This window comes from Sorangium sp. So ce394 (genome assembly GCF_051474665.1).
In the GTDB taxonomy this organism is placed as follows: Bacteria; Myxococcota_A; Polyangia; order Polyangiales; family Polyangiaceae; genus Sorangium; species Sorangium cellulosum_D.
Window position 1 is genome coordinate 4,948,493 of record NZ_CP150339.1, and the last position, 21,622, is coordinate 4,970,114.

Here is a 21,622-nt window from a genome sequence, read left to right on the forward strand (position 1 = left end):
CTTGAAGTTGCCCGCTCGGCGCTCAGCCGAGCTTGAAGTTGCCCGCTCGGCCCTCAGCCGAGCTTGAAGTTGATCGCCTTCGGCCGCGTCAGGTGCAGGAACCCGAGCGTCGAGAGCGTCGCGCCCTTGCCGCTGTTCTTCGCCGCCGTCCACGGGAGCGCCGGATCCAGCGTGTCGCACTGGTTCATGTAGACCGTGCCGACCTCGAGGTCGCGCGCGAGCCGCGCCGCGCGCTCGCGGTCCCGCGTCCAGACCGACGCGGTGAGCCCGAGATCGCTGTCGTTCATCAGCGCCAGCGCCTCCTCGTCCGACGAGACCGGCACCACCGGCAGCACCGGCCCGAACGACTCGATGCGCATCACGTCGAGATCCGGCGCCGTGTCGACCAGCAGCGTCGGCTGGAAGAACCGCCCGCGGCCGTCGACCTGCGTCGCACGGCCGCCGCAGAGCGCCCGCGCGCCCCGCGACAGCGCCTGCTTCACCTGCGCCTCCAGGAACGCGGGCGCGTGCGGCTGCGCCATCGGACCCAGGTTCGTGCGCTCGTCCGTCGGATCGCCGAGGACGTACCCCTTCATCAGCTCCAGCGCCGCCTCCACGAACTTCGGATAGAGATCGCGGTGGACGTACGCGCGCTCGACCGCGCAGCAGCTCTGTCCGGCGTTGTAGCAGGCGCCGTCGACGATCCCGTCCACCGCCTTCTCGAGGTCGGCGTCGGCTGCGACATAGGCGCCGTCCTTCCCACCGAGCTCCAGCCCGGCGTCGACGGCCACCTTCTTCGACGTGGCCGCGTAGATCCGCCGTCCGCCTTCGACGGAACCTGTGAACGCCACGAAATTGACGCGCGGATCCGACGCGATGCGCTCGGAGGTCGGGTGGTCGCAGTGGAAGGCCTGGACCAGGCCGGGGGGCGCGCCGGCTTCGGCGAAGGCGGCCGCGAAGTGCTCCCCGCAGAGCGGCGAGCGCGGCGAGTGCTTGAGCAGCACGACATTGCCCGAGAGCACCGCGGGGATGACCACGTTCACGGCCGTGAGGAGCGGGTAATTCCAGGCCGGGAGGTTGAACACCACACCGAGCGGCGCCCGCACGATCCGCCGCTCCACCCCCGGGAGCTCCGGGAGGACCACGTCGGCGAGCGCGGCCTCGGCGATCGAGATCATGTGCCGAGCTCGCTTGGCCATCCCCGCGATTTCGTTGCGGGATTGGCGCAGGGGCTTGCCCATCATGCGGGTGATGTCGGCGGCGATCGACGGCGCGCTGGCCTCGAGGCGCTCGACCGCGCGCAGGCAGAGGGCGGCGCGCTCGGCGAGGGATGTGCGCGAGAAGCTCCGCGCGGCGGCGGTGGCGGCGTCGAGGAGGCGGTCGACCTCGGTCGGGTCGGCGAGGGGCCGGCGGACGGCTTCTTCGAGGGTATACGGGTTGTCGATCACCAGGTCGGGCATGGCGGGGGAGATTAACCCAGTTCCCTGGGAGGCCAAGCGTCGTCTAGACTCGGGGCGAATGCGCGCCATCGCGGCAGGTCTATCGGACGTCGGCAGGGAGCGGATCCACAACGAGGACCGATACATCCTCCTCCCCGAGTTCAACGTCTACGTCGTCGCGGATGGCATGGGCGGGCACGAGGCCGGCGAGGTCGCGAGCCGCATCGCCGCGAGCGCGATCGCCGGCTACTTCCGCGAGGCGAACGGCAAGCGACGCAAGGCGTCGACCGGCGACCGTCTCCGCGCCGCCGTGACCTACGCGAACGCGCGCATCTTCGCGCACGCCGACGACTCGCGGTTCTACCGCGGGATGGGGACCACGGTCGTCGCCGCGGCGTTCTCGCCGCGGGAGCGGAAGTTCTACGTCGCGCACGCCGGCGACAGCCGCTGCTACCTGCTCCGCAACGGCGATATGGCGCAGCTGACCCGCGACCACTCGCTGATCGCGGACGCGCTCCTCGAGCGGCCCGACCTCACCGAGAGCGACCTCGCGTACCTGCCCCGCAACGTGATCACGCGCGCGCTCGGGATCGGCCCGAGCGTCGACGTCGACCTGCGCGCCGAGCGCGTCGAGGCCGGCGACGTCTTCCTCCTCTGCTCCGACGGCCTCCACGGGCTCGTCGACGACCGCGAGATCGCGCGCATCATCGAGGACAACGCCGTGCTCGCCGAGGCGTGCTGCAAGCTCATCGACTGCGCCAACGAGAACGGTGGCCGCGACAACATCACCGCCGTCCTCATCCGGATCGAGGACACCGCCTCGGCGTCGTGGAGCCAGCGCCCGAGCGCGAAGAGCCGCAACGCGCGGTAGCATCCGGAGGCGGTCGGAGGGGCCGAGGAAGACGACGCCACGCCGCGCCGCGCCGTCGCGCTGCGCCGCCGAGCCGCGCTCAGAGCACGCCGGCGTGCGCGCGATCGAGCAGCTCGTCCATCACCTGGAACAGCCGGCGGTTGCCGTCCTGGGAGTAGCCGGCGAGCTTCTCTTCGCAGCCGGGGATGGCCTTCACGAAATCCGCGACGACCGCCGGGTCGTCGAGCGAGTCGGCGCCGCGGCCGAACCCCTCGCGCTCGAGGTAGCGGGCGTTGAGCACCTGCTCGAACTGGCGCCCGAGGGGGACGGCGAGCATCGGCTTGCGCAGGTAGACCGCCTCGCCCATCAGCGTGAACCCCCCGCCGGCGATGACGGCGCGGCACGAGGCGAGGTCGTCGATGAAGCCCTCCTCGCTGAACGGGCGGTAGCGCAGGTTCCCCTCGACCTGCTCCTCGGTGATGCTCCGGCGCATCCCGTAGATGCGGCACTCGAGCCCGGTCCTGGCGAGCGTCTCGGCGAGCGCCTCGTTCCCCTCGGCGGTCTGGTAGACCAGCAGGTGCTCCCCGGGGCGGCGGTTGGCCGCGATGATCTCGGGGCGGAGGATCGGCGGCACCAGCGTCGTCTCCTGCTTGCGGACCGGGGGGCGGAAGAACGTGGCGATGACGTAGTGCTGGCAGAACGGCAGCTTGCTCTTCACGAACGCGCGCGTGAGCTGGAAGCCCGCCTCGTGGCCGGCGACGATCTCCGCGTCGTGGGTGCACCGGTTGATGATCTGCATGTTGTCGATCGAGAGGATCGGCAGCCGGTGGAGCTTGGCGTAGAGGTACGTCCACGACTCGAAGTCGCTGATGGTGAGCTCGGGGCGAAAGTCCTTGATGAGCTCGAAGTACGCGGCGATGTTCTTCGGGATGCCGGTCGCGCCGGAGAGCACGTTGGACCAGAGCGTCTTGCCGCGGCGCACCCGGTTCTCCTCGTAGATCATGTGGAGCCCGTGGATGCGGTTCACCCCCGCGAAGCGCTTCGACAGAAAATCGGTCGCGCGTCCCGACGCCATGATCTCGAGCTCGTGCCCCAGCTCGAGCAGGCGCTCGATCACGACGCGCGAGCGCATGGCGTGCCCCATCCCTTCGCCGACGACGCCGTAGAGGATCTTCATGGCGCGCGAGTGTAGCGGGCGCTGCCCGGGGTTCGGAAGGAAACGGCGGGGCCGGGGCGCGGGCGGCGCGCTGGCCAGCGCGCGGACGCTGCGGCGCGGGCGGCGGGCGTGACGCCGCGCCGCCGGATCTGGAGCGAGCTCCTGCCGCTCGAGGTCGTGCGTGCGCCCGGAACGCTCGCGCTCCTCCGGCGGTACGGGCTGGAGCTCGCGATCGCGGTGCGGCCCCAGACGGCCGCGGGCCTGCCGGATCTCGCGGCGGCGTGCGCGGACGCGGGGGTCGGGGTCGCGGTGTGGCCGATGATCGCGGACGAGGACGGGCGGTGGGCGAGCGCCGGCAACGCGGCGGCGTTCGGCGCGTTCGTCGCGCGGCTGCTCGACGCGCTCGACGCGCGCGGCCTCGCCGCGGCGGAGGTCGCGGTCGATCTCGAGCCGCCGATCCAGGCCGTGCGCCGGGCGCTCGACGGCGGGCGCGGGGCGATCGCGCTGCTCGGCGGCGGGGTCCGGGGAGCGCGGGCGGGCGCGGCCGGCCGGGACGCGCGGTGGCGGGACGCGCAGCGCGCGTATGTGGAGATGGCGGGCGCGATCCACGGGCGCGGGGTGGCGACCTCGGCCGCGATCGTGCCGCTCGTCCTGGCCGATGGGCCGGCGGGCGGCTGGGAGCGGATCCTCGGGACGCCCGTGTCGGCGCCGCCGTGGGGGCGGGTCGGCGCGATGCTGTACACGTCGCTGTTCGAGGGGTACTCGCGCGGCGCGCTCGGGCGGGACGACGCCGTCGCGCTGCTCGCCTGGGGGTGCGGCGCCGCCGCGCGGCGGTTCGGTCCGAGGGCGGGCGCCTCGGTGGGCGCGGTGGGGAGGGGCGCGCTCGGCGACGAGCCGGTATACCGCTCGGTCGCCGAGCTGCGCGAAGACGTGGCCGTCGCGGTGACGGCCGGCGTGGAGGATCTCGCGCTGTTCGATCTCGGCGGGGTGCTGGCGCGGCCGCCGGCCGAGGCGTGGCTGGAGGCGTTCGTGGCGCCGCCGGCCGAGCCGCGCCTGCCCCGGGCGACGCTGCGGGCGCGGGCCGCGGTGGCGGCCGCGGCGCTCGTGGGGCGCGCGGCCGGCCGCGCGCGCTGGAGCGAATAGTCTCGACCTGGGCACAGGCGCCCGGTGTCAGGCAGCTGTCTCCAAGCACGCCAGCAGCGGCGCCAGACGTTTCTTTCACGCGGCCGCCTCGGCCCGCCGCCGCTGCGCACCCCTCGGGATCGAGGGCATTCGCGCCGGTCGATTTCGTTTGACGCCAGCCATGTTAACGTTAACATTTGCGCTGGGTATTCTCTCGCCTTGCCCTGGATAGGTGCGCCATGCGTACCGGGCCGCTCTCCTCATGCACGTTCACGGTGCCGGTCGGGCTCCTGGCTTCAGGTGAGGCGCATGCAGGGGAGGAAGCAGCAGTTGGGCTCCGATGGGATGCCATAGCAAGACGCGCTTGCCGCCTGGATGGAATACGATTCGAGGATTTCAAGGGCGAATCGCCGCGCTGACCTCAGGTGTCGGAAATTCCTTACGCCATCCGCCTCCCTCCTGGAAAAGGGACGCTGCAGCAACAACTCGTTCATGCATCGAAGGGGCCGCCTTCACGCCACGGCCGGTGGGAGCTGGTCCAACGCGGCGCGGCTTGGCCCTCGGCAGGGGTGCAGCGCCTATCGCCGCGTGGCGTCCCGGCGCACATGCTCGGTCGGCGTCTCCGCTTCGCGACGCCCGCTTCGCGACGCACCGCTCCTTCGCGAGGCCCTAGCAACGCTCGCGGCAGCATCGCCGCGGGTCGAGCCCTTGCTGATTTGACGTGATCTGGAGGCAGCGCGGTGCTTCGCGTCGGCGGCTGGATCACCTTACGTTCGAGGCAATAATCATGCGTGAGAGTCTCGATTCCACCGTTCGTCACGTCAAGCTTCTGGTCGCCGCATCGCTCACGGCGTTCGCTGGGTTGGCTGCATGTTCATCGGACGGAACGAGCCCCAACCTGGCTGGCGGTGACGGCTCGGCTGGCGGCGGCGCGACCGGCGGAGCCGACGCCACTGCAGGAGCCGGAGGAGCGGCAGAGGCCGGGGGCGGCGGCAGCGCCGGCGCGATGGCCGGTGGCGGAGCGGGCGGCGGAGCGGGCGGCGGCGGCGAGGTTCCAGACGAGACCGGGACGCGGCAAGCGGCGTACTACGTGTCGCCTTCCGGCAGCGACGACAATCCAGGCACGGCCAGCGCGCCGTTCAAGACGGTCACCAGGGCGCGCGACGTCGTCCGCACCGTCAACGCCGACATGACCGGCGACATCTACGTTTACCTCCGAGCTGGCACGTACAGCCTCACCGACGCCATCGCCTTCACGCCGCCGGACTCGGGCACGAACGGCCACCGCATCTACTACCAGGCTTACCCCGGGGAAAAGCCCGTTTTGAACGGCGCGACGCAGGTGACCGGATGGACGCCGGACACAGGCAATATCTACAAGGCCAAGCTGAACCGAACGACGAAGCTGCGCAACCTGTACGTGAACGATGCTCGTGCCCTGATGACGAGCAAGCGGGTCACGTCGCGCGGAGGGGTCGGGACGTACAGAGTGACGGCCGGGCAGCAGAGCTGGGCTTGGGCGAGCGGCAGCGGCAGCGATGGCGCCAAGTACGACCTCGACGCGGTACCAGCCATCGCCAGCAATATGGACGATCTCGAGATCGTGAACGGCACCACCTGGAACGAGAATATCGTTTGCGTTCGCGATGTCACCACGACGCAAGACAACTTCCGCGCGCTGCTCTTTCAGCAGCCCTACGGCGCCATCGCGCAAACCCCGGGTTGGAATTCGGGCTTTAGCGTGTCTGGTACTCACACGATCTACAACGCGCGCGAGTTCTTGAGCTCGCCCGGTCAGTTCTATTTCGACAAGACGACCGGCACCCTCTACTACTACCCGCGGCAGGGCGAAGACATGGCTCAGGTCGACGTGCAGGCGCCGATCGCAGAGAAGCTGATCGACATCGCCGGCGACTCCACCGCCAGCCGCGTCAAGGACCTCACCTTCCAGGGCATCACCTTCGCCAACACCGACTACAACCTGTACAGCGTGGGCGAGTCGCGCGGCAAAGCGACGGTACAGGGCGCCACCATCTACGTCGCTTACGGCGACGGCAACTGGCACAACAGCAAGTACGAGATCACCGACACGCTGCCCGGGATGATCACGGTCAGCAACGCCGACTCGATCGAATTCGTCGGGAACGTGGTGAAGCACAGCGGCAATGAAGGGATTTCCTTCATCAACGACGTCGTAAATTCCACCATCGTTGGCAACTACATCACCGACATCGCCGGCAGCGGCATCACGGTCGGCCACCCGCAGCACCTGTACGTGGGCGACACCGGCCCGCACCAAAAGTTCGGCCCGGGGGTCGAGGGCATCTGTAAAAACGACACCATCAGCAACAACCTCCTGTACGATGTGAGCTCACTGCCTGGCTTCGGTGGCCATTCGGGCATCACCGCGTTCTTCGTCGATGGCCTGAAGATCACCTATAACCAGATCCAAAAGACGGCCTACAACGGCATCAACCTGGGCTGGGGATGGCGGAACTTCCCCGACTCGACCACCTGTAAAGACAACGCGATCAATAACAATCGATTCATCGATACATTGAGCAGGCTGCACGACAGCGGCGCGGTCTACACGCTAGGTCAGATGCCGGGCACGACCATCAACGAAAACTACGTCAAGGGCATTCCGCCCGCGACGAGCGGCCCCACGTACGGCCTGCACAACGACGAGGGCAGCGCGTACATCACGCAGAACGACAACGTGCTCGACATCGATCCCGGCGTAAAATACACGATCAACTGCGAGGATTTCGGGGCCAAGCACCACCTCACCATCCTGAGGACGTACGCCACGGTGAACAAGATGGGCGTCAACCCGCCCGATAGCAGGATCGACCCGCCGGTCGCGGTGCCGGACAACATGTGGCCGGCAGCGCAGTACGAAATTTGCCTCAGCTCCGGCGTCCAGGAAGAGCACCGGGGAATCATCCCCAGCGGCCTGCTCGCGGTTCAAGACTACGTGTTCCCGGCGAGCGCCTCGGTGGCGTCTGGCACCAAGACGATCAAGATCAGGAGCGCCGGCGCGGCGGCCAACACCGTGTGGCTCGCGCCGGCCGGCACCGGCGCGTTCACGGAGGGCGCGACGATGACGAAGGCGGCGGGGGACGCTACGTCCATCGCCGTGCCGGCCAGCGCCGGAACGTACAAGCTGCATATCGTGGATGCGCAGGGCGAAAAGCTCGGTGAATCGGCGGCGCAGCTGCGGGTGCGCTGACGTACCGCGGTGAGCGGCCGCCAAGCGGACGCCGGGGTGCGGGGCGTCGCGGAGCCCCGAGGAAACAAGGCAAATTTCGCCCGCGCGGAGCCGCCGCGAAGCGGTGCAGACAGTCCGGCCATCCCTGGCCTGACTTCTGGCGGCCGGGACTAGCCGTGATGTGCCTTGCCCTGGCCTCGGTAGCGCTTCCAGTGATGTCGCTTGTTCTTGTTCTTCGGCCTGCTGTTGCTGGAGCTGCCGATGGACGTCTTCTTGGTCGAGAGCGGCATGCGCGCTCCATTGCGCCTGGATGGAGCGAGCGAAAGTGGGCCCTGGCGATCGCGGCGATCCCGAGGGCGACGACCCATGAACGAGCTCGCCTGGAGCGCGCTGTCCGCAGCGGCGCAGGAGAACGGCTTCGGGGCAGAGGCCGGCCGGTCCTCACGAGTCGCCTGCCGGCCGCGATCGAGGTGCGATGGATTCCTTTCGTTCTTGACCAGGTCGCGCGAGCACCTCGGATTCACTCACCAGAAGCTCGAGCCACCCGCGCTTTGCCGGCTGGTTGAAGATTTGCCAGCGCACGAGAGCGCGCGCCCGTCCTGTCGCGCGCGCAGGGTCGGTGGGCCGGCCTGCGGAAGGCGCGCCGGTCCTGCGACCCCGCGCAGCGCAGATGTACCTTGGTGGCGCGGCGTATGATAGGTTGGTGCGGTTCGAGCTTGTTTATCTCTTGCGTACCGGCGCCGCGCTCACGAGGCCCGTTCCTGATCCCGTGATGGGGGAGAATTTAAGCCACAGAGGCACAGAGGGCACAGAGGGAAGAGAAGAGAAAGAATGAGATTTTTTAATCTCTTCCCTCTGTGCCTCTGTGGTTTCTTCTCTCTCTCATGACCCAGGAATGAGCTCCGCCGACGCGGCGCCGGCTTGACTTGACGGAGGTGCTTATGAATCGAAGCGAGCGGTGGGTCCTTCACGCGACCCTGACGATGTCGACCACGGCCGCGCGTGCCGGAAGGGGAACGGCGCTCGGCCTGGCGCTCGCGGCCGCGGCGTGCTCCAGCGGCGGGGACGCCGGCGGGAGCGGGGATGCCGGCGATCGCGGCGACGCGCTCACCGAGAGCGCCGCGTCGGGGACGGGCGGCGCCCTCACGACCGGGGGCACCGCCGAGACGGGCGGCGGGGCCGGCGATGCGGCGCCCGCCGCGAGCGGCGGGGCCGGCGGCGAGGGGCCCGCCGCGAGCAGCGGGGCCGGCGGTGCGGAGAACACCGCGGGCGGCGGCGCGCCGGGCGACGGGGGAGCGACGGGCGCGGGCGGCGGAGCGCCCGACACCTGCGGCAAGGCCGCGGCCTGCGGATCGCACAAGTGGGCGTGCTGGCCGATGCCCAATCCGGCGGGCAGCGGCCTGCCCAACCCCGCGAGCTACTCCGCTCTCGGGGGCGGCGTGGTGCGCGACAACGTGACGTGCCTCGAGTGGCAAGAGAGCCCTCCCTCCGAGGCGTACACGTGGGAACAGGCGATTCGCTATTGCGACGAGCTGACGCTCGGCGGGTCCTCGGACTGGCGCCTGCCGACCCGCATCGAGATGACGTCGATCGTGGACTTCACCCAGAGCCCGGCCATCGACAAGACCGCATTCCCGGGGGCGCGGGGGGGATTCCACAAGACGGCGTCCGACTGGATCCTCACGATCCGGCAGGCCGGCGCCGGCGCCGGGCGCGACTATGCGTGGGCCTTCAACCTGAGCGACGGGATCGTCAGCAACGCAACCTCCAAGGCTACCGCGGCGAGCCTGCGCTGCGTGCGGGGCAACGGGGAAGGGGAGGCGCCGAGCAGCCCGGCCGTGGCTCCGCCCGACCAGTACACCGTCGTGTCGCCCGGCGAGGTGATGGACAACTACACGGGCCTCGTCTGGCAGCAGGGCTACTCGCCGACCACGATGGCCTGGGCCGAGGCGGAGAGCTACTGCGCGACGCTCGATCTCAACGATCGCGCCTGGCGCCTGCCGAGCATCCGGGAGCTCGCGACCCTGGTCGACGAAGCCCAGGTGGCGCCGTCGATCCACAGAACGATGTTCCCGGACACGCAGTACGGCGCCCGCAGCAACGACTGGTACTGGGCCTCGCACACGGCCGTGAGGAACGCTCCGGCGGCGTGGGCGCTCAACTTCGACGACGGCTTCACCGGGTTCAACGCCGGCGAGAGCGGCAAGTGGAACCACTTCACGGCCGCATGGGTGAAGTGCGTGCGCTGAGGGGCCCGCGCGGGCGCGGGCGGGGAGTGCGGGGCCCGCCCGCCTCGTTTCGGTGGCGCGCGGCCGCCGGCGTCGGTTAGCGTGCCCGGGTGAGCCCGAACACGCTGCCGGCGCGCCCTCGCCTCGCCGCCCACGTGCTCGTGCGGCGCCACCTCGTCGGCGAGGAGGAGCGGATCATCCTGCACGACGTCCGCTCCGGGCAGCTGCTCCAGCTCGGCGCGCGGGAGTGGGTCCTGCTCTCCGCGGCCGACGGGACGCGCGACGTCGAGGGCATCGTGATCGCGGCCGCCCGCGAGGGCGCGCACGCGCGCGCACCCGCGGCGCACGCGTTCCTCGCGCAGCTCCACGCCGCGGGCCTGATCGAGGCCGAGGCCGAGTCCGCCGGCGAGGACGCGGCGTGCGCGGAGCCGGCGACGGGGGTGAGGGCCGCGCGCGCGCCCGAGGAGCGCGGCGGTCGCGAGCGCCCGCTGGAGGTGCTGCCCGATTTCGGCCTGCACTGCGACGGCCGCGGGAGCTGCTGCCGGATCTACGCCTCGATCCTCTTCGACCCCGAGGAGGCGGCGCGGGCGCGGGCGCTGCGGCCCGACGTGCTGAGCGGCGGCGCCCGGCACGAGCGCGCCTTCACGCCCGAGCGCGGGACGTGGCCGTGCGCGGCCTCGGTGGTGGCGATGCGGGACGGCCGGTGCGCCTACCTCGAGGGCGAGGGGCGCTGCTCTCTCCACGCGATCGGCGGGCCCGAGGCGAAGCCGCTCGGGTGCCGGACCTTCCCGACCAGCTTCGTGGACGACGGCGAGTCGGTGCGGGTCTCGGTCGCCGCGGAGTGCGCCTGCGTGCTGGCCAGCGCGGGCCGCCCCGGCGGCGCCCCGCTGCTCGATCCGCGGCTGCGGGTGCGGGGCGACCTGGACGAGCGCATCGACGTGGCAGCGCTGCCGGATCGCGCGCCGATCTCGCCCGGCGCGACCGCGTCGCGGGCGGAGCTCGTCGCGTGGTCGCGGCGGCTCGCCGCGGCGGCGCCGCCGCCCGACGTGGCCGCGGGCCTCTTCGCGCTCGCCGCCGCCGTCGAGGCCGAGGGGCTCACGGGCGGCGCCATCGCGCGCTTCGAGCGGCCCGATCCGCTGGAGCCCGCGGCGCTCGGCCCGTGGCTCGCCGCGCTGCACGGGCGCGCGGCGCGGCGGGCGCGCGAGGACGCCAGCTGGAGGGGCGAGCGGGATCTCGCCCGGCGCGCCGCGCAGTGGATCGCGGCGACGACCCTCGCGCTGGCCGAGCCCGACCTGCTCGCCGCGCTGCTCGCGGCGCCCGCGCCCGCCCCGGATCGGGAGCGCTTCTACCTGCGCGCGGCGCTGCACGGCCATCGCTTGATCGGCGCGCTGCCGCTCTCGCTGGCGCTGCGCGATCGCGCGGCGCGGCTCGTCGTGGCCCGGGCGCTGCCGGTCGTCGTCGCCGCGGCGGGCGACGACGACCCCGCCTGCGCCGAGCCGATCGCGCTCGTCGAGGCGATGCTCCGCGGCCACGGCCTCGACGCCTACGCCGCCGAGGCGGCCGGGGCGCGGTGATCGCGCCCCCGGAGAGACACGGCCGCCGATCTTGTCGATAATGCGCCCGCGATGGACCAGCCCCCGCTCGACAACAAGACGGACTTCGCCGCGCACCCGCAGCTCCTCGTCGATCGGGACGGCGAGAAGCTTGTCGCGATCGTCAAGGCGAGCTTCGAGCTCCAGGAGGACGGCACGTTCGAGCTCTCCCCGCCCGAGCGCGCGCGGGGGGTCCGCCTCGCCGATCTGCCCTGGGAGGAGGACAAGCCGGAGAGCGTCGCCTATCCGGCGGACGTGTGCCTCTTCAAGCCGGCCACCGACGTGATCTTCGTGGCCCGGGCGTATGCGCCGAACGGCAGGCCGGCGCCGTCCTTCGACGTGCGCGTCGAGGTCGGCCCGCTCCGGAAGTCGCTCGTCGTGTTCGGCAGGCGGCTCTGGGTCGACAAGGGCGCCGGCCTCACCGCGCCTTCGCCGATCGAGCAGATCGACATGCGCTACGACCACGCCTGGGGCGGGCGGGACGACGAGGATCCCGCGGCGATCGTCGAGGAGCCGCGCAACCCGATCGGCATGGGCGTCACGGGCGCGCCGGCCTCGCTCACGCACCAGCCGGCGCCGAACATCGAGGACCCCGCGTTCCCGATCCGGACCGCGAAGACCGCGCCGCCGCCCGCGGGGATCGGGGTCGTGGGCCGGCACTGGGAGCCGCGCCGCCGGTACGCCGGGACGTACGACGCGACCTGGCGGGAGCTCCGCGCGCCGCTCCTGCCCGAGGATTTCGACCCTCGCTACAACCTCTGCGCCTCGCCCGGCCTGATCGCGGATCCGCCGCTCGCGGGCGGCGAGCCGGTGCGGACGCTCAACCTGACGCCCGAGGGGGCGCTCAGCTTCGAGCTGCCGCGAGTGCAGGTGGAGATCGAGTTCCAGGTGAAGGACCGCGCGCCGGCCGCGTTCGCGCCGCACCTCGACACGGTGCTGATCGATCTCTACGCCACCGGCCCGCAGAAGCCGGTGGCGGTCGAGATGGTCTGGCGCGCGCACGTCAAGGCGCCGCGGCGGATGAAGGACGCGCGCGTCGTCGTGCGCGAGCGGGGGCGCGCGTGAGGCCCCTCGCCGTCATGGTGGCCGCGGGCGCGGTCACGCCGATCGGGCTGCGGTCGATCGACACGGCGTTCTCGCACCGCGCCGCGGCCGCGGCGATGCGCGAGGCGCCGCTCGTGGACGGGAGCGGCGAGCCGATCACGATGTGCTTCCTCCCGACGCTGGATCCGCTCGTCACGGGGGCGCAGCGCGCTGGCCTGCTCGCGGCGCGGGCGCTCGGCGAGGCGCTCGAGAAGCTCGGCCCCGCGGCGCGCGGGCTGCGGATGCAGATGACCCTGTGCCTGGACGAGCACCTCGGGCAGCGGCCGCCGGGGGGCGAGGCGCCCGCGCAGCGGCTCGGCGCCGAGCTCGCCGCGCGCGCAGAGGCGCACGCGCCGGAGCTCGCGGTGAAGGTCTCGACGCGCGGGGCCGCGGCGGCGGGGTTCGCGCTGCCGGAGCTGTGCGACGCGCTCGGGCGGGGGGCGATCGACGCGGCGCTGCTTGGCGGCGTGCACACCGACTACGATCCCGCGCGCATCGCCGCGCTCGACGCCGCGGGGCGGATCTTCCGGCCGGACAACCTCGATTCGCTGATCCCGGGGGAGTGCGCGGCGTTCGTGGTGCTCATGCGCCCCGAGGTCGCGCGGCGCGCGCAGCTCCGCGACCTGGGGCAGATCGTCGGCGTGGCCACGGCGCACGAGCGGGCCCGACCGGACAACGACGAGTCCGCGTTCCAGGCCGCGGGCCTCACCGCCGCGCTCCGCTCGGCGCTGGCGCCGCTGTCCGAGCGCGGGCTGCGCGTCGGCTGGATGCTCACCGACCTGACGTTCGAGACGTTCCGCCATTTCGAGCTCCAGGCGGCCTCGGTGCGCACTCAGCACCTCTTCTGCGATCCGCAGCAGGTGGAGAGCCCTGCGCAGCGGATAGGTTATCTCGGCGCCGCGGCGATTCCGCTGCACCTCGCCATCGCGTCGGAGGCGTTCGCGCGCGGGTTCGCGCCGCACCCGTGCGCGGTCTCGCTGGCCGGGAGCGACGGCGGGGAGCGTGCGGTGGTGGTGGTCGCGGCGCCGGGGTGAAGCGCGAGAGCGGCGGGGCGCGGGCTGGCGACCCGCCAACAACATGTCCGAACCCAGACACGATACCGGCGCTCTGAGCGCGCTTGCTCAGGAACTGCTTCGGCGGCTCGGCATTCACCGCTCCGTCGAGTGGACCGTGCCGTCTTCCGAGCTCCAGAGGGAGCTCGCGACGATACGCTGGCCCTGCTCCAGCGCGGTGCTTCGCGCTGAGATGCTCACGGGCGGGCTCTGCCGCACACCGAGCGGCGTCTTCGGCATCCATGCATCGCTGCGCTACTTGCGCGGCGAAGTTCCGTGGGAGCGCGACGACCTGCAAGAATACGGTACGCGCGCCGATCCGCGGGACCCTTCACAGACCCTCCTGCCCCTGTGGATGCTGGACGACCCTTGGGTGTGGCTTGCACAGGACGGCTGCGTCTTCTACGGGAGTCATGTTGATGGACCCGAGTATTTCACACTCGCTTTTGAGGACGTGTGCCATTACTGGGAAGTGATGGCGCTCCTGGACGGCTATGTTGTGGCGTATCATCGCCCTCACATCGTGGCTCGTCCGCGTCTGGAGTCGTCATGCTTCGTCGGTGAAGCGGTCGCGCGTGAGCTCGGGATTTCTACCTTCGCGCCCGGCACGCGTGGCAGGACGCGCGCGTGGACAGGGCCGGGTGTGAACGTCGTGGAACTCGACATTCCAGGCTTCAAGCAAGGCACCGACGTCGTCTCCGACAGCGCCGAGGGGGTCGTGCTCGCGGCCGCACAGGCGCTCGACGCGGGCGGTGCGGCGCGCATCACGAGCCCGGAGCCGCTGGATGCCGACCTGCTGAGAGAGCTCCCGGTCTGCAGCGGGCAAGAGCGTCCATTCTCGGCCTGCCATGTGTACAGGTGGGGCAAGTTCTCATCGTACGAGGACGATCGCTACCGGCGGCGCCATCGCGGGCCGTAGTACCGGGTCGCCCAAGCTCCTCTTCATCCCGCGGACCTGCCTGGAGGGTCGAGCGGGATCTCGCCCAGCGTCACGGGGGGCGGGGCGCGTGCTCGGCGGGGCGCTCGAGCAGCTCGGCCCCTCTAGCCCTCGCCCCCGGTGGTAACATGGGCGACATGGGTCACGCACGCCGCTTCCTCGCCGCAGCCCTGATCCCGGCGGCCGCTGCGGTCGCCGCATCGTGCGGCGCGCCGGTCGAAGGCCCCCAGGGCTCCTCGCAGGCCGCGGGCTCGAGCGGGAGCGGCGCCGGCGGCGCGAGCACCGGCACCACAGGGGCCGGTGGCGCGGGCACCGGCGGTACGGGGGCTGCGGGCGCTGGGGTCGGCGGAGCTGGGGCCGGCGGCAGCTGCATCCCCTTCTCCGAACCGCCGGGAGCCGCGTGTTCGCCGAGCCTGCAGTGCAAGAGCACAGCGATGTCGTGCGTGTGCAGCGGCACGGACACGCTCTGCTCCTCGTCCCAGACCGGTCAGCAGAACGACGTGCACCCGCCGAAATCCCTCCCACCCGAGGGAGGCTGCTGCGACACCGAGGGCCTGGTCTGCGGCTACGAGACGTGTGGGCCGATCTGCCGGTGCACGAACGGCGCGTGGTCGTGCCAGGCGCCCGACGTATGCCCGCCGTTCGAGTGCCCGGCCGATCCCTCGCAGCTCGACGGCCAGCGCTGCGAACAGCTCCTCGGGGAGGTCTGCGCTCGATGCTCCCCGCCCTGGAGCTGCACCTGCGAGCTCCAGCCGACGGGGGCTGCCCTGTGGGCGTGCGTCGAGATCCCGTGCTGAGCGGCCGCTCCGGCGGCCGGCACCCGATGTCGTCCCGGGGGCAGCCGCTGCGCGATCGCGCCCCGGCGCGGCCACGCTACTCGGCCGGCGTGAAGCAAACCTCGAGCTTCGGCCGGAGGGCGACGTTCGGATGTTCGCTCGACCGGATGTCGGTCCGGTCGTTCACGTCCTGCAGCGCGACGCCGTAGTTCGGCTGGGATCCATCCACCCAGGCCTGGACGAGGGGCGCCACGCTGGCGCTCACGGAGGCGTCCGCCTCGGCGACCGTGGTGATCACGGCCTCCACGGCCGGGGTGTACCCGGGGAAGTTGCCGGCGTGGACGGTCGACTCCTGCCAGGGGCCGTTCGCGCGGTGCACCTCGATGGTGCTGGCGGTCGCCTTCCACGGGTGGGACAGCGTGAGGACCGCGGATTCGATGTTGGATCCCGCCGGGATGAACGACAGATCGAACGCCAGCACGCCCGCCTTCACGTCCGCCGGCAGCGTCGTCGTGACGAGATACGGGTAATCGCCGTATGGCCACGAGACCCCGGGCTGGATATACGTATCCTGCACGCTCCCGTAGGTGCCGCGCTGCACGACGACGCACTGGGGCTCGACCTCGCAGGCGTCGCCGATGGCGTCGCCGTCGACGTCGGCCTGGGAGGGGTTGGCCTGCTCCGGGCAGTTGTCGCACAGGTCCGGGACCCCATCCTCGTCCGTATCGACCTCGACGAGGACCACAGTGACGTGATCGAGGAACGTCCCCGTGCCGTTCGAGACGCCCATATCGTTGAACTGGAGGCGGGTCGTCGCGCCGGAGGCGACGACGGTATAGGTATAATAGACCCAGTTCTGGCTGCTGGTCGTGAGCGAGGCGACCGGTTGGCCGTCCCATACGACGCCGAGCGCGTGCTCGCTCGGACCGCCCCAAGGCGTGGACGCGGCGAAGGCGAACCGAAGCTCGTACGTCGCTCCCGGGATGGTCGTGAGATCCTGGTAGATGCCGCTCGAGCTCAAGGCGTCCAGCTCGATGTTCTGGTAACCGTGCGCGGGGAACGGGCCGAACGTGCTGTCGCGGAGCTCGATCTCGCCATAGGCAGGCCGCCAGCCGGGAACCGCGGTCGGCGAGGGCGGAATCCACGACCTGCCAAACGGCAGATCGGGCAATTCGAAGCTGCCGTTCGTGACGATGTCGCCGGAGGGCAGCGCCTCGCAGGCGACGAGAGACGCTGCGCCCTCGCCGACGGCTTCATCGTTATCGTCGTGCGGCTCGGCTGCCGCCATGCAGCCGGAGATCATCCAGGCGAACGCGAACACAGAGATCGACGGATGGGCGGTTCTCATGGGAGAGCTCCTCGTTGCGGCGCCGGCATGGCAGAGCCTCGCTGTGCGGCGAGCTGCCGCCGGCTGTGGATTCACGGTCAAAAGCATTTCTTGGCGCTGCCAGCCGCAGCGCCGTCTCGTCCTATCACTAAGTGCGCGCACGGATCATCGTATCCCGAGCAATCAGCACGATGTCGCCGAAGCCCGCCCCGGGGAACCGGGCGACGATGGGTCGCAGCCCTCGGGAGCGATGGTCCGCGCCGGGGCGGCGCTCGGTCTGGTCGCGGCGGGGCTCGGGCCCGGGCCGCCATCTCATTCCCGAGGGTTACGGCGCGGGTAAGCGTCTCGGCGAGCGAGGCGACCACGGCGGCCCGAGGCGACGGAGCGACCATCGCGAACGAGCAGGCTCGGGCCGAATGTCGCGCCCGCCGCTCGCGTGCACTCGCCGCCGGAGCCTTGCCGCTCGCCAGCGCGCCGCGCGCTGGGGCGAGCACGGCGGGCTCGTACGGGAGAGCGCCGGTGCGGACGTACCGCGTGGGCCGGAACCGCGCGCTCGAGGTGGCCGGGGCATAGGCGCCTCCTCGCCTCGCGTTCGCGGGCCCGTCGGGATCTCACGAAGCTGACCGCGGAAGTGCTAGGGTGCGCCGCGTGCCGACGATCTTCACCAAGGGCGACCTCCTCAACACCCCGGATCTTCACGCGTACGCGCACGGCGTGAGCTGCGTGGGGCAGATGGACACGGGGATCTCCGTGGCGTTCAAGAAGCGCTGGCCGGGCCTGCTCCCGGCGTTCGAGCAGCGGAGCGCCGAGCGGAAGGTCCAGCTCGGGGAGGCCTTCGTCTGGAGCGAGGGCGACGACACGGTGTACAGCCTCGCGATCCAGGAGAACGCGACGAAGAGGCCCTCGCTCGCCGCGCTGGAGCGCGCGCTCGCCGCGATGGTGACGCACGCCGCCGGGGCGGGGATCGCGCGGATCGGCGTACCGCGCGTGGGCGCCGGCAAGACCGGCCTCGAATGGCTGCGCGTCAAGAGCATCCTCGTGAAGGTCGCCAACGACAAGCCGGTCACGCTCGTGGTCTACGAGCAGTTCGTGCGCGCCCCGGGCGCCTGACCAGCGCGGGACGGAGGCCGACCTCCTGCGGCCTCCATGTCCAGATCGCGAGCGCCGCGCCCCTCGGTCACGGGCTGGGCTTGGCTTTATCCCGCACGTAGAGCGCCTCCACCTGCTGTCGGGCCCACGGGGTCCGTCGCAGGAACTGCAGGCTCGATTTGATGCTGGGATCGTACTTGAAGCAGCGAATGTCGATCATGCGTCCGAGCTGCTCCCAGCCGTGCTGCGCGACCAGGTGCTCGAGGATCATCTGGAGCGTGATGCCGTGAAGAGGATTGTTGGGCTGAGGCTGAGTCATATCGATGCTCGGGGGGCGACCGCCCCGGAGGGCCAGCGTGAGCCCACCGTGTAGCACGTCGCGCGGCGGGCCGACGCACCCACGCCGCCTGCGCGCCCACGCCGCCCGTGCACGCCGAGGGGCGAGGTGCTGTTCCCGGCGTCTGGCCTGCCCATGGGGCTGCCGGCGTAGGGCGCGAAGATTTTTTCCAGCGACCGATGATTCTCCGCGGGCGGGCTACTTGCCGACCTCGGCCGAGTAGAGGCCGGCCGTCGTTCCGGGGCGGTCCGTCGTGAAGGCGAGGCGGCGGCCGCCGTGGCTGCTGAAGTAGGTCAGGTTCGCCTCCGGCGCGATGAGCCGAGGCTTCAGGGGCTCGCGCGACAGGTCGACGACCTTCAGGTCGGCCGTCGACCTCTCGAAGTCTTCCGCGTCGAAATGGGTGTTGTCGTTGAACGACACGAGGCCGCGCACGGCCGGCAGGTAGCTCCAGCCCCCGTCATCGCTGAACTGCCGCACGCCGCCCTCGCCCGAGGCCAAGAGGGGAGCGGTGCCGGTCGTCAGGTCGACGATGCGGGCGAACAGAACGTGCTTCGAGTCGGCGCTGAAGGGCGGGCCGCCGAGCACGTTCCGCGTCTGCGGGTCGATCGACAGGGGCGGGGCACCGCCGCGCGCGTCGGCGAGCGCCACGTCGGAGAGGCCGGTCGCAGGGTCGCGCTGGGTGAAGAAGGCCACCTTGCTGCCGTCCGGCGACGCCCACGCGTCGGTGATGACCTTCGACCCGGCCAGGACGGTGAGAATGCCCCCGACCTCGTCGGCGATGGTCTCGGTCGACCGACAGTCGCCCGGCGCGGCGCGGCGCAGCTCGAGGCCGGCCTCCGTTTGCGCGGTGTACACGACGGAGCCGCCTTTGGCGAAGAAGCCGATTCGCGAGCGCACCTCGTCGAGCGCGCTCACCTCGCCGTCGTCCGTGACGACGACGGGGTGCCCCGAGCCCGCCAGCGTCGTGAAGAACGACCCGCCGCCGGCGTCGGCGCTGAAGAAGGGGGGCGTCGCGACGCCGCCGAGCAGGTCGACCCTCTCGCCCCGCTCCCAGCTCGACAAGGTGGCAGCGCTCGCGCCGCCCTCGCAGTGCAGCGCGACCGGGTGCGAGCGGCCGTGGCGGCCGACGAACGCGGCGAAGGGCCGACAATACCCCTGCGGGAAGCCCATCGGCACCGCGCCGAGCAGCGTCGTGCGCTCGCTCATGTCGGTCGCGGCGAGCTCGACGTCGCCGACGCTGCCGTCGGCGTTGCCATGGGTGGGGAAGAGCACCGAGCGCCCGTCGGCGCTCGCCGAGGTCGCGAAGGTCCCGATGGGCGAGGCGGAGGACGCCTCGCGCGGGCCGGACGCCGCGCTCCACACGACGAGGGGGCTGACCCCGAAGCCGGGCAAGCTCCGGTCGGGGTTGGTCCAGCAGAACGCGACCTTGCCGACGGTATAAACGAACGCGGTGTTCCCGGGAGGCACCTGGGCGACGAGCTGCCTCGTCGCGCCCGGCTCGAGCGCGGTCGCGTACACGCGCTCTCCCTCCTGATAGAGGGCGTGATTGTCGCTGGTGACGCCGAGCAAGAGCAGGCGTGCGCCCCGCTGTACAAGCCATTTCGTGTGCGTCGTCAGCGATGCCTGGCCCTCCGATTCCGCTTCCGCCTCCGCGGGGGGCGGGCTCGGCGCCCCGGCCTGGGCACAGCCGAGCAATGCCGCGCCGAATGTCATGCTGGCGAAGAAAGCTTTGACCATGTTCGGGTCTCCTCTTCGGTCAGACCCTAACTCGCGCAGGCACCCTGCGTTGGGGCCAGATCGTCGATGTCGCGTAGTCCAGTCGCCCGCGCGCCGCGGGGAGCGAGGCGCGCGTCAGGGGCGATCGCCCGCGGGCCTCGACCGCGCCTTCGGCAACGTCTGCGCGAGCCGCCGCGCCGCGTCCGCGAGCTGGGCCTCGTCGCACGCGGCGAAGCCGAAGCGGGCGAAGTCGAGCGGCCATCGACCGAGCGCGAAATGGCTCGCGGGCTGGAAGGAGACGCCCGCCGCGTGCGCGCGCCGGGCCCACGCGTCGACGTCGACGCCGGGGGCCCGCGCCCAGAGGGCCATGCCCCCGCAGGGAGGGGCGAACTCGAGCCCGGGCAGGTGGCGCGCGAGCGCCTCGCAGAGCGCGTCGCGGCGGGCGCGGTAAGCGCGCCGGACCCGCTGCGTGTGCCGATCGATCTCGCCGTCTTCGAGCAGCTCGGCGACCGCGCGCTCGATGGCGTGGTCGCCCTGGTGGTCGACGAAGGCCCGGTAGGCCGCGATCCGCTCGGCGACGTCGGGGGTCGATACGACGAAGCCGAGCCGCAGCCCCGGGGCCAGGATCTTCGACAGGGTGCCCAGGTAGACGACCACCCCGTGGCGGTCGGCGGACGCGAGGGGCAGCACCGGCCGCCCCTCGTAGCGGAACTCGTGATCGTAATCGTCTTCGAGCACGAGCAGGCGCCGGCGCCGCGCCAGCTCGAGCAGGCGCACGCGGCGCGCCGCGGTCAAGGTGACGGTCGTGGGCAGCTGGTGGTGGGGCGTCGTGTAGACCGCCTTGACCCGCCTGGCCGCGCAGAGCGCCTCGAGCGCGGCGACGTCGAGCCCCTCGCCGTCGAGCGGCACGGGCGCGAGCTCCACGCCCGCGAGCTCGAGCGCGCCGCGGGCGGCGGGGTGGCTGTACGCCTCGATCGCCACGCAGTCGCCCGGCTCGAGCAGCGCGCGCGCCGCGAGGTAGAGGCCTTGCTGGCTGCCGCGCACGATGTTGACCGACGCGACGCTCGCCCGCACGCCCCTCGCCCGGGTCAGCAGCTCGACGACCGCGCGGCGCAGGCGCGGCTCGCCCCGGGGATCGCCGTAGTCCATCAGCGCGCGCGCCCCGGCGCCGAGCAGCGCGCGGCGGTAGGCGCGGCACAGCTCCAGCCTGGGCACGAAGCCGAGCTCGGGCACCCCGCCGAGCAGGAGCAGGCCGGCGCGCGGGGTCGAGGACGGGGCCGGCAAGGGGCGTCCGGGCAGGTCGAACCCGGCCCGGTCGGCGAGGGCCCGTCGGCGGAAGGGGGGCAGCTTGGCGGGCAGGTCGCTCGAGACGTAGGTCCCGGTGGCGGGCGCGCTCGTGATCCACCCCTGGCGCGCGAGCTCGAGGAACGCGGCGACCACGGTCTTGCGGTGCACGCCGAGCTGGGTGGCGAGCTTGCGGCTGGAGGGCAGCCGCTCGCCTGGGCGCAGGCGGCCCCGTTCGATGTCCTCGACGACGGCCCGCGCGATCTGCAAAAAGAGCGGCCCCTGACCCGCCGCGCCGAGCTGAAGAACGAGTTCTCGGGTCACCGCCACGCCGCCCGTGCCTGCGCCGGAGGGGCGCGGAGCCATGGCGCCCGCCCCCGAGCTCTCGATGCCCCGCCGCCCGGGATCTGTCAACCGAGGCGCGGTTCGCCGCCGGCAGCGCTC

16 protein-coding genes are annotated in these 21,622 nt (G+C 71.7%); 10 read left to right on the forward strand and 6 right to left on the reverse strand.

Annotation, left to right across the window (positions count from 1 at the left end):
* Nucleotides 1-53 precede the first annotated feature (53 nt).
* Nucleotides 54-1,439 carry an aldehyde dehydrogenase family protein gene (locus WMF33_RS18250; RefSeq protein ID WP_437338318.1) on the reverse strand — a complete coding sequence of 462 codons (1,386 nt, stop codon included), beginning with the start codon at nt 1,437-1,439 and terminating at the stop codon, nt 54-56.
* A gap of 58 nt (nt 1,440-1,497) precedes the next feature.
* Between WMF33_RS18250 and WMF33_RS18255 the strand changes: the two genes are divergently transcribed.
* Nucleotides 1,498-2,289, forward strand: a complete 792-nt coding sequence (locus tag WMF33_RS18255) for a Stp1/IreP family PP2C-type Ser/Thr phosphatase (RefSeq protein ID WP_437338319.1) — start codon at nt 1,498-1,500, stop codon at nt 2,287-2,289.
* A 79-nt stretch (nt 2,290-2,368) separates the two neighbouring features.
* On the opposite strand, the gene WMF33_RS18260 is transcribed toward WMF33_RS18255, so the two are convergent.
* Nucleotides 2,369-3,445, reverse strand: coding sequence for an MJ1255/VC2487 family glycosyltransferase (locus tag WMF33_RS18260; protein ID WP_061628223.1), 1,077 nt, complete (start codon nt 3,443-3,445; stop codon nt 2,369-2,371).
* 108 nt (nt 3,446-3,553) lie between these two features.
* Here WMF33_RS18260 and WMF33_RS18265 point away from each other — a divergent pair, with 108 nt between their 5' ends.
* The 8 genes from WMF33_RS18265 (at nt 3,554) to WMF33_RS18300 (ending at nt 15,446) form a co-directional block, all read left to right on the forward strand.
* The gene (locus tag WMF33_RS18265; protein ID WP_437338320.1) at nt 3,554-4,567 is read left to right on the forward strand and encodes a hypothetical protein; all 1,014 of its coding nucleotides are present in this window, start codon (nt 3,554-3,556) and stop codon (nt 4,565-4,567) included.
* 766 nt (nt 4,568-5,333) lie between these two features.
* On the forward strand, nt 5,334-7,778 hold the full coding sequence (locus WMF33_RS18270; RefSeq protein ID WP_437338321.1) for a right-handed parallel beta-helix repeat-containing protein: 2,445 nt from the start codon (nt 5,334-5,336) through the stop codon (nt 7,776-7,778).
* A 920-nt stretch (nt 7,779-8,698) separates the two neighbouring features.
* Nucleotides 8,699-10,006 (forward strand): DUF1566 domain-containing protein, encoded by a 1,308-nt coding sequence (locus WMF33_RS18275; RefSeq protein ID WP_437338322.1) that lies wholly within the window; start codon nt 8,699-8,701, stop codon nt 10,004-10,006.
* Nucleotides 10,007-10,095: 89 nt separating this feature from the next.
* Nucleotides 10,096-11,559 carry a YkgJ family cysteine cluster protein gene (locus tag WMF33_RS18280; protein WP_437338323.1) on the forward strand — a complete coding sequence of 488 codons (1,464 nt, stop codon included), beginning with the start codon at nt 10,096-10,098 and terminating at the stop codon, nt 11,557-11,559.
* A 51-nt stretch (nt 11,560-11,610) separates the two neighbouring features.
* Nucleotides 11,611-12,642 carry a DUF2169 family type VI secretion system accessory protein gene (locus tag WMF33_RS18285; protein ID WP_437338324.1) on the forward strand — a complete coding sequence of 344 codons (1,032 nt, stop codon included), beginning with the start codon at nt 11,611-11,613 and terminating at the stop codon, nt 12,640-12,642.
* Nucleotides 12,639-13,694 (forward strand): beta-ketoacyl synthase N-terminal-like domain-containing protein, encoded by a 1,056-nt coding sequence (locus WMF33_RS18290; protein WP_437338325.1) that lies wholly within the window; start codon nt 12,639-12,641, stop codon nt 13,692-13,694. The genes WMF33_RS18285 and WMF33_RS18290 overlap by 4 nt, the downstream gene beginning before the upstream one ends.
* A gap of 43 nt (nt 13,695-13,737) precedes the next feature.
* Nucleotides 13,738-14,631 (forward strand): hypothetical protein, encoded by an 894-nt coding sequence (locus tag WMF33_RS18295; RefSeq protein ID WP_437338326.1) that lies wholly within the window; start codon nt 13,738-13,740, stop codon nt 14,629-14,631.
* 155 nt (nt 14,632-14,786) lie between these two features.
* On the forward strand, nt 14,787-15,446 hold the full coding sequence (locus WMF33_RS18300; RefSeq protein ID WP_437338327.1) for a hypothetical protein: 660 nt from the start codon (nt 14,787-14,789) through the stop codon (nt 15,444-15,446).
* 76 nt (nt 15,447-15,522) lie between these two features.
* On the opposite strand, the gene WMF33_RS18305 is transcribed toward WMF33_RS18300, so the two are convergent.
* Nucleotides 15,523-16,773, reverse strand: a complete 1,251-nt coding sequence (locus WMF33_RS18305) for a DNRLRE domain-containing protein (protein WP_437338328.1) — start codon at nt 16,771-16,773, stop codon at nt 15,523-15,525.
* A gap of 627 nt (nt 16,774-17,400) precedes the next feature.
* On the opposite strand from WMF33_RS18305, the gene WMF33_RS18310 reads away from it, so the two are divergent.
* Complete coding sequence (locus WMF33_RS18310; protein WP_437338329.1) at nt 17,401-17,862, forward strand: macro domain-containing protein; 462 nt, start codon at nt 17,401-17,403, stop codon at nt 17,860-17,862.
* Between the two features lie 67 nt (nt 17,863-17,929).
* On the opposite strand, the gene WMF33_RS18315 is transcribed toward WMF33_RS18310, so the two are convergent.
* The 3 genes from WMF33_RS18315 to WMF33_RS18325 form a co-directional block, all read right to left on the reverse strand.
* Complete coding sequence (locus WMF33_RS18315) at nt 17,930-18,160, reverse strand: VF530 family DNA-binding protein (protein WP_437338330.1); 231 nt, start codon at nt 18,158-18,160, stop codon at nt 17,930-17,932.
* 216 nt (nt 18,161-18,376) lie between these two features.
* Nucleotides 18,377-19,915 (reverse strand): hypothetical protein, encoded by a 1,539-nt coding sequence (locus WMF33_RS18320; protein ID WP_437338331.1) that lies wholly within the window; start codon nt 19,913-19,915, stop codon nt 18,377-18,379.
* A 114-nt stretch (nt 19,916-20,029) separates the two neighbouring features.
* Nucleotides 20,030-21,544 carry a PLP-dependent aminotransferase family protein gene (locus WMF33_RS18325; RefSeq protein ID WP_437338332.1) on the reverse strand — a complete coding sequence of 505 codons (1,515 nt, stop codon included), beginning with the start codon at nt 21,542-21,544 and terminating at the stop codon, nt 20,030-20,032.
* Between the last annotated feature and the right edge of the window lie 78 nt (nt 21,545-21,622).